This window comes from Allgaiera indica (assembly GCF_900106675.1).
Taxonomy (GTDB): domain Bacteria; phylum Pseudomonadota; class Alphaproteobacteria; order Rhodobacterales; family Rhodobacteraceae; genus Acidimangrovimonas; species Acidimangrovimonas indica.
In genome coordinates, this window is record NZ_FNOB01000004.1 from 57894 (window position 1) to 70557 (window position 12664).

Below are 12664 nucleotides of genomic sequence, written 5' to 3' on the forward strand. Positions count from 1 at the left end.
CCACTTTACGTTAGCGCGAACGGGACGGAACGGAGGGATCAAGGATGAGCGGCAAGCGCATCGTGCTGACCGGCATCTCGGGCTATATTGCCAAGCATATCGCCCTGAGGCTTCTGAACGCGGGCCATAGCGTGACCGGATCGGTCCGCTCGCCTGCGCGGATGGACGAGGTCCGCGCGGCGCTGGCCCCGCATCTGACCGACCCCGCCGCGCTGGAACGGCTGCGCTTTGCGACCCTCGATCTGACGGCCGACGACGGCTGGACCACCGCGCTGAAAGGGGCCGAGGTGCTGGTGCATACGGCCTCTCCCTTTCCGATCAGCCAGCCGAGAGACCCCGAGAAACTGATTCGCCCCGCGGTGAACGGTTCTCTGCGGGCGCTGGCCGCGGCACGGGCGACGGGGGTGAAACGCGTGGTGCTGACCTCTTCGGTCGTGGCGATCGCCACCGGCACCGATCCCGGCCGTCCCTATACCGAGGACGACTGGACCGACGTGACCAGCAAGGCCGCCAGCGCCTATGCGCGCTCAAAAACCCTGGCCGAGCGTGCGGCCTGGGATATCGTGCGCGAACAGGCGCCGCATCTGGCACTGACCACAATCAACCCGGCCTTCGTGCTGGGGCCGCCGCTGGATCGGCATTACGGCGCCTCCGTGGGGGTGGTGAAGCGGATGCTGTCGGGCAAGGACCCGATGGTGCCGCGCATCGGCTTTGCCGTGGTCGACGTGCGCGACGTGGCCGAGATGCATCTGCGCGCGGTTGAGCGCCCGGACACCACCGGCCGGCGCTATATCGCGGCGGATCGGGCACTGTGGTTCGCCCAGATGGCGGCGGCGCTGAAGGATGCCTTCCCCGACCGCAAGATCGCGACCCGCACCGCGCCCGACCTGCTGATGCGGGCGCTGGGGCTGTTCGACCCGGCGATTCGCTCGATCCTGCCGCAGCTTGGCCGGCTGGACGCGGTGTCGAACGCCCGCGCGCGGCAAGAGATGGGCATGACCTTCCTGCCCGCCGAACAAAGCCTGGTCGATACTGCGCGCTATCTGGTCGATCAGGGGCTGGCGGACTGACGCGCCAGCAGATCGACCAGCCGCTGCCGCGCCTCTGGCAGGGCCTGCTTGCCCAGCGCCACCGCCAGGCGGTGGGCCAGGAAATGGCCTGTCACGGCCAGGCCCTCGCCGATCTCGCCCGCGCTTGCCGGCCCCTGCCCCAGCAGACATGCCGGCAGCGGCAACAGCCGCGGCGCCCAGTCTCCGGCCGCCGTGCGGCTGACGGCGCGGCCCGTCTTGGGGCTGACATAGGCCAGATCCTCGCGGCTGCCGGTCACCGCGCAGGCGCCCAAATCCAGGCCATAGCCCATCTCGTCCAGCAACAGCATCTCCCAGCGCAGGTAGGCCAGCGGCCAACCCGGCGCTCCCAGCGCATCGAACAGCGCGATCGAGCGGTCGTAAAGCCCGAGATGCGGCTCGCGCTCGGGCAGGGCGAAGGACAGCAGCGCACAGGTCGCCGACAACCCTGCCAGCGCGGCCCGATCCGCCATCAGCGCCGGCGCCCGCGCGCGCAGGGGTTCCACGGTAAAGGCACCGATATGATCCTCAAGCCGCGCACGCCAGCCAAGCGCCAGCTGATTGCCCGGCTGTAGCACCGGCGCGAAACGACGCCCCCCACCGCCGCGCACGACGCCGGCATGGCGGCCATGGGCGGGGGTGAAGACCTCGATGATCGCGGCGCTCTCGCCATGTTTGCGCACGGCAAGAAGGACGCCTTCGTCGCGCCAATCCATGGCCGCAGTATTCACCGGGTGCGCGCCGAGGCAAGGGGATCAGGCGAATACGCGGGCCGGGCGGGGGGCGCTGCCCCCCTGCGCCCCCCGGAGTATTTCCGCCAAGATGAAAGGGATGACGCCGCGTTGCGGGTGACAAGCGCCACGCGGCGCATCATGTTGCGCGTTCAGGGAGGACCTTGCCATGACCGCATATCCGCATCTGCTTGCGCCGCTGGATCTGGGCTTTGCGCAGTTGAAGAACCGCGTGCTGATGGGGTCCATGCACACCGGCCTGGAGGAGCGCGGCGACTGGAACCGGGTCGCGGAATTCTATGCCGCGCGGGCGCGCGGTGGCGTCGGGCTGATGGTCACCGGCGGCATGGCCCCGAATGTCGAGGGCGGAGTGTTTCCGGGCGCTGCCGGGCTGTTCACCCCCGAAGACATCGCCAACCACCGCATCGTCACCGACCGGGTGCATGACGCCGGCGGCAAGATCGCGATGCAGATCCTGCACGCCGGGCGCTATGCCTACGGGCCCGGTTGCGTCTCGGCCAGCGCGGTGAAATCTCCGATCTCTCCCTTCGTGCCGAACGCGCTGGACGAGGCCGGGATCGAAAAGCAGATCGGCGACATCGCGACGGCGGCGGCGCGGGCGCGCGAGGCCGGCTATGACGGAGTCGAGGTGATGGGCAGCGAGGGCTATTTCCTGAACCAGTTCCTGGTCACCCATGTGAACCGGCGCGAGGACCGCTGGGGCGGCTCGGTCGAGAACCGCCAGCGCCTGCCCGTCGAGGTGGTAAAGCGGGTGCGTCAGGCGGCGGGCGAGGATTTCATTCTGATCTACCGGATCTCGCTGCTGGATCTGGTGCCTGACGGGCAGAGTTTCGACGAGGTACTGGGCCTCGCCGCCAAGGTGGAGGCCGCGGGGGCCACGATCCTGAACACCGGTATCGGCTGGCACGAGGCGCGGATCCCGACCATCGCCACCTCTGTCCCGCGGGCGGGCTTTGCCTGGGTGACGAAGAAGCTGATGGGCCATGTCGGCATTCCGGTGATCACCTCGAACCGGATCAACACCCCCGAGATCGCCGAAACGGTGCTGGCCGACGGCGCGGCGGACATGGTCTCGATGGCGCGGCCCTTCCTGGCCGATCCCGATTTCGTGGCCAAGGCCGCCGCCGGGCGCGCCGAGACCATCGCCCCCTGCATCGCCTGCAACCAGGCCTGCCTGGATCACACCTTCAGCGGCAAGCTGACCACCTGCCTGGTCAACCCCCGCGCCTGCAACGAGACCGAACTGACCTATCCGCGCGCCGATACGCCCAAGACGGTCGCGGTGGTCGGCGCGGGACCCGCGGGCCTTTCGGCGGCGCTGGTCGCGGCGGGTCGGGGCCACAGGGTGACGCTGTTCGACCGCGACGACCGGATCGGCGGGCAGTTGAACATGGCCCGCGTGATCCCCGGCAAGGAGGAATTCCATGGCCTGGTGCGCTGGTACGAGACCATGGTAGCCGAGGCCGGCATCGACCTGCGCCTGGGGGTGGAGGCGGACGTCGCCAAGCTGAAAGGTTTCGACGCGGTGATCGTGGCCACCGGCGTCCGCCCCCGCGATCCGGGCATTCCCGTCGAGGGCGGCCAGATTCTGGGCTATGCCGAGGTATTGCGCGGCAAGGCCACAGCGGGCGAGCGCGTGGCGATCGTCGGCGCCGGCGGGATCGGCTTTGACGTGGCCGAGTTCCTGGTCGAGGACGGGGTAAGCCCGGCCGAGGATGCCGCGCTGTGGCGGCGCGAATGGGGGGTGGCCGACCCGTCCGAGGCGCGCGGCGGGCTGGCGCCGGAAGGTCCGCGCCCCGCGCCGCCCGCGCGGCAGGTTACGCTTCTGCAACGGAAGGCCGAGAAGCCGGGCAAGCGGCTGGGCAAGACCACCGGCTGGATCCACCGCGCCACGCTGCAGGCGAAGGGCGTGAAGATGCTGGGCGGGGTCAGCTACGAGCGGATCACCGATCAGGGCCTGTGGATTGCCCGCGACGGACGGCAGGAACTGATCGAGGCCGATACGGTGGTGCTTTGCGCGGGCCAGGAACCGGCGCGCGGCCTGGCCGATGCGCTGGCGGCGGCGGGCGTGGCCGCGCATGTCATCGGCGGGGCGGACGTGGCCGCGGAACTGGACGCCAAGCGCGCCATAGATCAGGGCGCCCGGCTGGCCGCGACGCTTTGATATCCGGCATAGGGCAAGGTATTGATGCTGATGCCGAAACAACCGGGGCAGAAGGCTGTCCCCCGGTGTTTCTCTGCCATTAACGATCCAGAACAAAACCCCGATATTGTCGGCCCTCTGACCCAATCCTGCCCGATTTGGCGCCAATAACGGTCTGCGACGTGCAGAGTAGCCAATGGGTGCACAATGGACCGACTGACGGAAATGGAAGCGTTCGCCACGGTGGTGGACCAGGGCGGATTCACCGACGCCGCCAAGAAGATGGGGATCTCGAAATCCGCCGTCTCCAAACACGTCTCGGCGCTGGAGGCCCGTCTTGGTGCGCGTCTTCTGAACCGGACGACACGACGGGTCTCGCCGACCGAAATCGGCCTGGCCTATTATGACCGCGCGCGCCGTGTGCTGAATGACGCGGGCGAGGCCGATGCGCTGGTGACCTCGATGCAATCGGCCCCGTCGGGGCTGTTGCGGATCTCGGTCGCGACCGATTTCGGGGTGAATCTGCTGTCTCCGATCCTGGGAAGCTTTCTGCAGGAATATCCCGATATCACCGTCAACATGGTGCTTAACAACCGTTACGTCGAACTGATCAGCGAAGGGTTCGACATGGCGATCCGCATCGGCGATCTCGAGGACAGCACGCTGATGGCGCGCAAGCTGACCGAGACCACGAAGAAGATGATCGCCTCGCCCAGCTATTTCCAGCGCTACGGGCGGCCACAGAAGATCGACGACCTGAACGAGCACAAGCTGCTGCATTATTCGAATCAGGCCAACGGCAATGTCTGGAAGATCACCGCGCCCTCGGGCGAAAAGCGCCAGGTCCGCACCGCGGGCTGGCTGACGGTGAACGACGGGCAATCCCTGCTTCATGCGGCGATCGCGGGGCTGGGCATCGCGTATCTGCCCAGCTTCCTTTATGCCGATGCGCTGCGTTCGGGCCAGATCGAGGAGGCCATCCCCGGCCTGCCGACCGAGACGCAGGGCATCTACGCGGTCTATCCGCCGGGCCGGTTCACCCAGCCCAAGGTGCGGGCCTTCATCGACTTCCTGGCCCGGCAATTCGCCGACAAGGGCCCCGAAAGCTGGTAAGGGCGGGGGCGCTGCCCCCTGCACCCCCGGCGTATTTGGGGAACAATGAAAGCCAAGGGCGCCTCGGGTCTTCTTCGTGGGGGAAATATCCCCCGGGGGGTTACCCCCCGGCGCCAAGGCGCGCCTCTACTGGCCTGAATCCACCATCGCCTCAACCCTGCGGTTGCGCTCTCGTCCGGCCTTGGTGTCGTTCGAGGCCCGCGGCGCGAGATAGCCCACTCCGGCGGCGGCGATCTTCTTGGGATCGACGCCATAATCCTTGATCAGCCGGTCCCGCACGGATTCGGCGCGCTTCTTCGACAGCGCCAGATTGGGTTCCAAGCCGCCGGTCGTGTCGGTATGGCCGACCAGGGTGATATGCTGGTCGGGATGGGCCTTCATGTAATCCGCGATCGTGCGGAGCGAGCCGTATTCGCCCGGCGCCAGATCGGACGAGCCCGAGGAGAAGTCGAGATCATCGAGCGGCACCGCGACGCCCGCGGCCAGGCCCGCGGCCACGTCCTGGGGCGGCGGGGCCGGGATCGCGGCGGGAGGGGGTCCGGCATCGGGCGGCGATTGTTTGGCGGCGGTGGCCTTGGCGGCAGCGGGCAGCGGAAGGCCCACGCGGATCACCTCGACAAAGCGCGATTCCGCGCTGCGGCTGACCAGCAGGCCCACATATTGCGGCCCGGTATCAGCCTGGCGGCGCGTCACCAGATAGCGGAAATCGCCCAGATCGACGTGCATCTGCGGCTCTGGCAGAATTTGCAGGTGATAGCGGAAATCGAAACCGCCGCAGGCGCGCGTGTCGCATTCATAAAGCGGCGTGAACCTCTTCGTTTCCAGTTGGGCGCGCAGATCGGCCATCACCTGCAGCGTCGTAAGATCGCGCTGGTCTACGCGCCAGGCCCGGATCAGCACCGGCCCCTCGGCGCGCTTTGCCTGGAAACCGCCATCCTTCCACGGCCCGACCGGAAAGCGGTAGGATCCAAGCACGCTGCTCTTTTCAGCGCGAAGTTCCGCCTTGGCCGGAAGATCCAGTGTCAGCGCCCACCCCGCCGGCGCGGCAAGCGCCAGAAGCCCGGCCAGCGCCAGCGCCGCCTTCATCGCGCCTGGCCATGATATTCGGCGTTAGGCTGCATCTCGGTCGCCGCCGCCACCCGGTTGGTCATGTTGAAGAACCCCACCACCGAGGCGATATCCCAGATGTCGCGTTCCGAAAAGCCCGCCTTGCGCAGTGCCGCGCGGTCCTCTTCGACGATCCGGTCGGGGGTTTCGGTCAGCTTCGCCGCGAAATCCAGCATCGCGCGCTGGCGCGGATCCAGCGGTGCCGCGCGATAGTTCATCACCATCGCCTCGCCCAGCATCGGGTCGCCCGACAAGTCGCGCACCGCCGCGCCATGTGCCACCTGGCAATACCAGCAGCGGTTGATCGACGACACCACCACCGCGATCATCTCGCGCTCTAGCTTCGTCAGACCGGAATCCGCCAGCATCAGATCGTTGTACATCGCGCTAAAGGCATTCAGCTTGTCGATGTCAAAGGCATAGGCCTTCAGCACGTTCGGTATGAGACCAAGCTTTTCCTGACAGACGCGGAAGTATTTCGCGGTCGACTCGGGCAGCGGATCCACCATCGGCAGATCGAGCGCGGTCGGTTCCTTGATCGTGGTCCAGTCCATCCTCGCCTCCTCTCGCGCGCCTCAGGGGACGCGGTAATGATAGTTTCCCACTTCCTCCATCCCGAGGGAAGCATAGAGGGCGCGCGCGCCCAGATTGGCCTCGGTCACGGCGAGCGAGAGCCATTCGGCGCCCTGGGCCCGCGCCCAGTTGGCAGCGCAACGCATGATGTACCGTCCCGCGCCCAGCCGGCGGCGGTTGGCCGAGACCTCCAGCGCATGGACCATCGCCACGCCGTCGTGGATCGCGACGAAACCGGTGCCCGCGGGCTTGTCGGCGCGCCGCGACAGGATCGCGGTCCTGGGGCCTTCGGCGCGCTCCATCACCGCCAGCCGGGCCGCCCCTATGCCGCCCTGTTCCCAGATCTCGCGCTGGATCTGCAGCGGCGGCCAGACCGTCATTGCCGTAACCTGCGGGATCGCCTCGGCCAGCGCGGCGACCGGCGCGAGGTATAGGACGACCGGGTCCTTCACCCGAAAGCCGCGCGCCGCCAACCAGCCGTCAAGGGCCTCGTCGCCTGGCCGGATCATGAAGATCGGGGTCTGACCAAGGGCCCGCTGCCGGGCGATGGCGCTATCCAGATCGGCCTCGGTCACCGGGCCCGCGGCCGTCGCGGCCGAAACGCGCTGACCGCCGCCCCGCCCCTCGCGCACCACCCAGGGACCGGTGCGGTGAAAGGCGGCGGGCGGCCAGGTGGCATCGACCACATCGCAAAGCGCCGCAATGTCCGGTCGGGTCATGCGGCATCCTCGGAAAGGGCCGATTCCAGCCGGAACAGAGCCTGATTCAGAAGCGCTTCATCCGTGCCCCGGATCACCAGATTGGTGCCATAGCGGCCATCTTGCTGGAACGGATAGGATCCGAAGCTGAGATCGGGATATTCCGCCGCCACCGCCTCCAGGATCTCTGCCACATCGCCCTCGCCGCGCAGCATCCGCAGCGTGCGAGAGCGCACCGGCGCGCCCCCGGTCAACCTTGGTAGGACGCCTTGCAGCATCGCCTCGAACACGCTGGGCACACCCGCCATCACATGGACGTTGCCCAGGCTGAACCCCGGCGCCACCGACACCGGGTTGTCGATCAGAACGGCGCCCTCGGGAACCCGCGCCATCCGCATCCGCGCCGGCGTCGCCTCGACCCCGCGGCTGGCGAAGTAGTCCTCCAGCAGCGCCCGCGCGTCGTCGCGGATGCCGGCGGTCAGGCCGAAGGCGGCGGCCACGGCATCAGCGGTGATATCGTCATGCGTCGGCCCGATCCCGCCCGAGGTGAAGACGTGATCGACCCGCGCGCGCAGCGCGTTCACCGTGTCGATGATGGTCTGGCGCCGGTCGCCGATCACCCGCGCCTCGACCAGGTCGATGCCGTGGTCCGTCAGTTTGCCCGCCAGGTGGTGCAGGTTCGAATCGCGCGTCCGGCCGGACAGGATCTCGTCTCCGATCACGATCATCGCGGCGGTGGGGTTGGCGGCCATGGCACTCTCCTTGCACGGGCTATCCTTGCGGTATAGGGCGGGTGTCATGCGCTTTCCACCCCTCCTTCAGGCCCGGCTGATCCGGCGCTACAAGCGGTTCCTGTCCGACATGCGGCTTCCGGACGGGCGCGAGGTGGTCGCGCATTGTCCCAATCCCGGCTCGATGCTGGGTTTGGCGCCAGAGGGGGCCCGGTGCTGGCTGGAGCCCAACGATGATCCCAAGAAGAAGCTTGGATATTCGTGGAAACTGGTAGAGCCCGCGCCCGGCACGCTGGTGGCGGTGGATACCGGGCTGGCGAACCGCGTCGTGGCCGAAGCCTTGGCGACCGGCGCGGTGCCGGACCTCGCGGGTTATGCCACGATCCGCGCCGAGGTGCCCTATGGTGCGGGCAGCCGGGTCGATTTCCTGCTGTCCGACCCGACGCGAGGAGAGGCATTGGTCGAGGTGAAAAGCGTTACGCTTTCGCGCGGCGGATGGGCGGAATTTCCCGATTCAGTGACGAAACGCGGCACCAAGCACCTGCAAGAGCTTGCGCGCGAGGCGCAGGCCGGACGGCGGGCGGTGATGCTCTATCTCGTGTCGCGAAGCGATGGCACGCGGGTGCGGATCGCCGCGGATATCGACCCGGCCTATGCGATGGCGTTCGATGCCGCCCGCGCCGCGGGGGTCGAGATGCTGGCGTTGGGCACCGAGGTTTCGCCCGAGGGGGTCCGCGCGGCGCGAGCACTGCCGGTCGCATAGGGGTGCGGGTTCCGCGACACCTCTCTTGCGTGCCTTGGTGCTGGGGTTCACCCCCCCAAGACCCCCAGGGGCGTCTGCGCGAAAGCCCCGCCTTGGACGGGGCGCCATGGCCCCAACTTCCGAAACGCTGGCCAAATCGCGCCTTTGGGACTATCTAACCCCCGAAACCGGCGCATCGCGCCCAGGAATACGGAGGGCGCTGTGGACGATAGCAGCAACCGCGTCACCAAAGACGGTATCACCATCTACGAACCCGGCGATTTCGCGGGCATGCATGCGGCCGGCCGTGTGGCGGCGCAGATCCTCGACGAGGTGGCCGAACATGTCGTGCCCGGCGCCACGACCGAGGCAATCGACGATTTCATCACCCGTCGTGTGACCGAACTGGGCACCGTTTCCGCCACGATCGGCTATCGCGGCTATCAACATGCCTCGTGCATCTCGGTCAACCATGTCGTCTGCCATGGGATTCCGGGGCCAAAGACGCTGAAGGACGGCGATATCCTGAACATCGACGTCACCGTGATCCTGGACGGCTGGTTCGGGGATTCCAGCCGCATGTATGTGGCCGGAAACCTCGGCCGCAAGGCCGAGCGGCTGATCCAGGTCACGCATGACGCGCTGATGATCGGGATCGAGGCCGTGAAGCCCGGCAATACCTTCGGCGACATCGGCTACGCGATCCAAAGCTATGTCGAGGGCAACCGGATGAGCGTGGTGCGCGATTTCTGCGGCCATGGGCTGGGGCGGGTGTTCCACGCGCCGCCGAATGTGCTGCACTACGGCCGCCCCGGCCGCGGCCCGGTGCTGGAAGAGGGGATGTTCTTCACCATCGAGCCGATGGTGAACCTCGGCCGCCCCGAAACCAAGGTTCTGGCCGATGATTGGACGGCGGTGACCCGCGACAAGTCGCTGTCGGCGCAGTTCGAACATTCGGTGGGTGTCACCGCCGCCGGGGCCGAGATCTTCACCCTCTCGCCGGCCGGGAAATTCCACCCGACCTGGCGGTGAACGGGCCTTATTTCGCAGCAACCGCGCTGGCGCGGCGTTCCCTGCGTGTCTTGACCTGGGCACGCCACAGGGTGAACAGCCCGGCCCCCACCACGATCGCCGCGCCAATCACCACATTCACCTGCAACAGGTCGCCGAACACGGTGATGCCGATCATCGAGGCGAAGATCAGCTGGAAATAGGCAAAGGGCTGGACCGAACTTGCCTCGGCCACCTCATAGGCGCGGATCAGCAGGAAATGCCCGAAGGCCGCGGTGACGCACAACAGCGCCATCCAGCCCCAGTCGGGCCCGCTCATCGGCTGCCAGAAGAACAGGCCTACCGCCGTTGCGATCACCGCGCCCACGGTGCCCGTCCAGAAGAAGCTGACCGAGGCGCTATCGGCCCGCGCGACATAGCGGGTAAGCAGCGAGTAGAGCGCGAAGCCCAGCGCGGCACTTAGCGGTGCCAGCGCCCAGGGCGAGAAGACCGAGACCCCCGGCTCCAGGATGATCAGAACGCCGAGGAAACCCACCCCGGCAGCGGCCCAACGCCGCCAGCCTACGGATTCGCCCAGGACCGGCCCCGACAGCGCCGACACCAGCAGCGGATAGCAGGTGAAGACCGCATGTGCCTCGACCAGTCCGAGGTGGACGAAACCCAGCACCATGACCCAGATTTCGACGACAAGAAGCGTGCCGCGAAGGCTCTGCAACAGGGGAAAACGCGGTTTCAGCGCCCGGCGGATCCCGCCCGGGCGACGCGCGGTGACGACGATGACGAAGGCGGCGAAGAACCAGTAGCGGATCATCACCACCATGAAGACGTTGTAGCTGCCCGCCAGGTGGCGCGAGATGCCGTCCTGCAGTGCGAAGACGAAGGTCGTGGCGACCATCAGAAGAATGCCGAGGCGGGTGTTCTGCTCGGTCATGGGCTGTCCTTCAGCACGCCCCGGCTCATATGCCGCTTGCGTCCATATCCCGGCACGCGGGTGACGGCAAAGCCCGCTTCCTGCAGCCCGCGGCGCACGAATCCCGCCGCCGTATAGCTGGCGAAACTGCCGCCGCGGGCGGTATGGGCGGCGACCTGCGCCATCAGCCCGGGCGCCCACATCTCGGGGTTCTTCGCAGGCGAGAACCCATCCAGAAACCAAGCCTCCGCGCGGCCGCCCCATCGCGGCAGGGTCTCGCGCGCGTCGCCCAGAACGATCTCGGCCCGCAGATCCGGCAATTCGATCACCCGGCGCCCGGCCGCCCATTGCGCCAGCACCTCCTCCGCCGCCGCACGCGCGGCGGGAAAGGCCTCAAGCGCGCGCGACATGTCAGCGGCCGTCATGGGGAAAGCCTCGAAACTGGTGTAATAGAGACGATCCTTGCACCCAGCCGCACGCCATTCCAGAAGCGCCGCGATCAGGTTAAGCCCGGTGCCAAAACCCAGTTCCGCAATGTGAAAACCGGGACGGAAGCGCGCGGGCAGGTCATTGCCTTGCAAAAAGACATGCCTCGTCTCCTCAAGCCCGCCGGCCAGCGAAAAATAGGGGTCATCGAAAAGGGTCGACACCGGCACGCCGCCGTCGCGCCATGTCAGATTCGCGCTCTGGTCTGATCGCTGCATATGCCCTACATCCGAGTCGCGGGCGAGGATGATCAACGGCGCGGAGAATGGCAATGGCGCAGGTGACGGCGGTGGATGTCACGGTGCGGGGCGGCGGGATCTTCGGGCTCAGCGTCGCCTGGGTCTGCGCGCGACGCGGCGCCCGTGTCCGCCTGATCGAGCGCCGCGCGATCGGCGCCGGTTCCTCGGGCGGGATCGTCGGCGCACTGGCCCCGCATGTGCCCGAGAACTGGAACGACAAGAAGGCCTTCCAACTGGAAAGCCTTCTTATGGCCGAGGGCTTCTGGGCAGAAATAGAGACTGTTTCGGGTTTGAGTACCGGCTATGCCCGTCTGGGCCGATTACAGTCGCTGTCCGACGAACGCGCGGCAGGGATCGCGCATGAGCGCCGCGCTGGGGCCGCCCGGCTGTGGCAGGGCCGGGCCGGTTGGGACGTGGTAGAGGCCAGCGCCTTCCCTGATTGGGCTCCGGCCAGCCCCACCGGCCTGCTGATCCACGACACATTGTCGGCCCGCCTGCACCCGCGCCTTGCCAGCCTCGCGCTGGCGGCGGCCTGCCGGGCGCAGGGGGTCGAGATCGTGATCGGCGACGCCCCGGATGCGGGCGCCGTGGTCTGGGCGACGGGCTATGAAGGGTTGGCGGAATTGTCCCGAACTTTGGGGAAAACGGTCGGAGCCGGGGTGAAGGGCCAGGCGGTTCTTTTGGGTTTCGACGCCTCGGACATGCCGCAGCTCTATGCCGACGGCCTGCACATCGTGCCGCATGGCAACGGCACCGTGGCGATCGGCTCGACCTCGGAACGTGAGTTCGAGGCGCCGGACAGGACCGACGCGCAATGCGACGCGCTGCTCGCGCGGGCGCGCGCCGCCTGCCCCGCCCTTGACACGGCGCCAGTGCTGGAACGCTGGGCCGGTGTCCGTCCCCGCGCCAAAAGCCGCGCACCGATGCTGGGCCCCTGGCCCGGCCGTCCGGGTCACTTCATCGCCAACGGCGGCTTCAAGATCGGCTTCGGCATGGCCCCGAAGGCCGCCGAGGCGATGGCCGATCTGATCGTTGAGAACCGTGACACCCTTCCGGATGGCTTCCGGGTCGAAGCCAGTCTCTAAACCGCTT

General features: G+C 67.6%; 13 protein-coding genes. 6 read left to right on the top strand and 7 right to left on the bottom strand.

What is annotated here, in order from left to right:
- Positions 1-44: 44 nt before the first annotated feature.
- The gene (locus BLV97_RS04580) at positions 45-1070 is read left to right on the top strand and encodes an NAD-dependent epimerase/dehydratase family protein (RefSeq protein ID WP_035842539.1); all 1026 of its coding nucleotides are present in this window, start codon (positions 45-47) and stop codon (positions 1068-1070) included.
- Here the strand turns inward: BLV97_RS04580 and recO are convergent.
- A complete protein-coding gene (recO, locus tag BLV97_RS04585; protein ID WP_035842542.1) occupies positions 1052-1783 on the bottom strand; it encodes a DNA repair protein RecO in 732 nt (243 codons plus the stop codon). The genes BLV97_RS04580 and recO overlap by 19 nt on opposite strands.
- A 184-nt stretch (positions 1784-1967) precedes the next feature.
- Here recO and BLV97_RS04590 point away from each other — a divergent pair, with 184 nt between their 5' ends.
- Together BLV97_RS04590 and BLV97_RS04595 are read left to right on the top strand one after the other, a co-directional pair.
- Positions 1968-3983 (top strand): NADPH-dependent 2,4-dienoyl-CoA reductase, encoded by a 2016-nt coding sequence (locus BLV97_RS04590; protein ID WP_035842546.1) that lies wholly within the window; start codon positions 1968-1970, stop codon positions 3981-3983.
- A 186-nt stretch (positions 3984-4169) separates the two neighbouring features.
- The gene (locus BLV97_RS04595) at positions 4170-5075 is read left to right on the top strand and encodes a LysR family transcriptional regulator (RefSeq protein WP_035842549.1); all 906 of its coding nucleotides are present in this window, start codon (positions 4170-4172) and stop codon (positions 5073-5075) included.
- 126 nt (positions 5076-5201) lie between these two features.
- On the opposite strand, the gene BLV97_RS04600 is transcribed toward BLV97_RS04595, so the two are convergent.
- From BLV97_RS04600 to BLV97_RS04615, 4 genes are read right to left on the bottom strand one after another with little or no spacing between them, the layout of a single operon-like run.
- Positions 5202-6161 (bottom strand): OmpA family protein, encoded by a 960-nt coding sequence (locus BLV97_RS04600; protein WP_035842552.1) that lies wholly within the window; start codon positions 6159-6161, stop codon positions 5202-5204.
- Positions 6158-6736, bottom strand: coding sequence for a peroxidase-related enzyme (locus tag BLV97_RS04605; protein ID WP_035842555.1), 579 nt, complete (start codon positions 6734-6736; stop codon positions 6158-6160). The genes BLV97_RS04600 and BLV97_RS04605 overlap by 4 nt, the downstream gene beginning before the upstream one ends.
- Before the next feature lie 21 nt (positions 6737-6757).
- Positions 6758-7474: a GNAT family N-acetyltransferase gene (locus tag BLV97_RS04610; RefSeq protein ID WP_035842558.1), complete on the bottom strand. Its 717-nt coding sequence runs from the start codon at positions 7472-7474 to the stop codon at positions 6758-6760.
- Positions 7471-8205 carry a competence/damage-inducible protein A gene (locus BLV97_RS04615; RefSeq protein ID WP_035842561.1) on the bottom strand — a complete coding sequence of 245 codons (735 nt, stop codon included), beginning with the start codon at positions 8203-8205 and terminating at the stop codon, positions 7471-7473. The genes BLV97_RS04610 and BLV97_RS04615 overlap by 4 nt, the downstream gene beginning before the upstream one ends.
- A gap of 46 nt (positions 8206-8251) precedes the next feature.
- On the opposite strand from BLV97_RS04615, the gene sfsA reads away from it, so the two are divergent.
- Positions 8252-8947 carry a DNA/RNA nuclease SfsA gene (gene sfsA, locus BLV97_RS04620; RefSeq protein ID WP_035842564.1) on the top strand — a complete coding sequence of 232 codons (696 nt, stop codon included), beginning with the start codon at positions 8252-8254 and terminating at the stop codon, positions 8945-8947.
- Between the two features lie 201 nt (positions 8948-9148).
- Positions 9149-9958 carry a type I methionyl aminopeptidase gene (gene map / locus BLV97_RS04625; protein ID WP_035842567.1) on the top strand — a complete coding sequence of 270 codons (810 nt, stop codon included), beginning with the start codon at positions 9149-9151 and terminating at the stop codon, positions 9956-9958.
- 7 nt (positions 9959-9965) lie between these two features.
- Here map and BLV97_RS04630 read toward each other — a convergent pair whose 3' ends face one another.
- Both BLV97_RS04630 and mnmC2 read right to left on the bottom strand, forming a co-directional pair.
- A complete protein-coding gene (locus BLV97_RS04630) occupies positions 9966-10868 on the bottom strand; it encodes a DMT family transporter (RefSeq protein ID WP_035842570.1) in 903 nt (300 codons plus the stop codon).
- A complete protein-coding gene (mnmC2, locus tag BLV97_RS04635; protein WP_035842573.1) occupies positions 10865-11551 on the bottom strand; it encodes a tRNA (5-methylaminomethyl-2-thiouridine)(34)-methyltransferase MnmC2 in 687 nt (228 codons plus the stop codon). Before mnmC2 ends, BLV97_RS04630 begins: the two co-directional genes overlap by 4 nt.
- A gap of 62 nt (positions 11552-11613) precedes the next feature.
- Between mnmC2 and BLV97_RS04640 the strand changes: the two genes are divergently transcribed.
- Positions 11614-12657, top strand: a complete 1044-nt coding sequence (locus BLV97_RS04640) for an NAD(P)/FAD-dependent oxidoreductase (protein WP_373296437.1) — start codon at positions 11614-11616, stop codon at positions 12655-12657.
- Positions 12658-12664: the final 7 nt, after the last annotated feature.

Bases quoted from the DNA above. Each gene is read 5' to 3' on its own strand.
- recO (WP_035842542.1), bottom strand. From the start codon at position 1,783: ATGGATTGGCGCGACGAAGGCGTCCTTCTTGCCGTGCGCAAACATGGC.
- mnmC2 (WP_035842573.1), bottom strand. From the start codon at position 11,551: ATGCAGCGATCAGACCAGAGCGCGAATCTGACATGGCGCGACGGCGGC.
- BLV97_RS04615 (WP_035842561.1), bottom strand. From the start codon at position 8,205: ATGGCCGCCAACCCCACCGCCGCGATGATCGTGATCGGAGACGAGATC.
- BLV97_RS04600 (WP_035842552.1), bottom strand. From the start codon at position 6,161: ATGAAGGCGGCGCTGGCGCTGGCCGGGCTTCTGGCGCTTGCCGCGCCG.
- BLV97_RS04580 (WP_035842539.1), top strand. From the start codon at position 45: ATGAGCGGCAAGCGCATCGTGCTGACCGGCATCTCGGGCTATATTGCC.
- BLV97_RS04605 (WP_035842555.1), bottom strand. From the start codon at position 6,736: ATGGACTGGACCACGATCAAGGAACCGACCGCGCTCGATCTGCCGATG.
- BLV97_RS04590 (WP_035842546.1), top strand. From the start codon at position 1,968: ATGACCGCATATCCGCATCTGCTTGCGCCGCTGGATCTGGGCTTTGCG.
- BLV97_RS04595 (WP_035842549.1), top strand. From the start codon at position 4,170: ATGGACCGACTGACGGAAATGGAAGCGTTCGCCACGGTGGTGGACCAG.
- sfsA (WP_035842564.1), top strand. From the start codon at position 8,252: ATGCGCTTTCCACCCCTCCTTCAGGCCCGGCTGATCCGGCGCTACAAG.
- BLV97_RS04630 (WP_035842570.1), bottom strand. From the start codon at position 10,868: ATGACCGAGCAGAACACCCGCCTCGGCATTCTTCTGATGGTCGCCACG.
- BLV97_RS04610 (WP_035842558.1), bottom strand. From the start codon at position 7,474: ATGACCCGACCGGACATTGCGGCGCTTTGCGATGTGGTCGATGCCACC.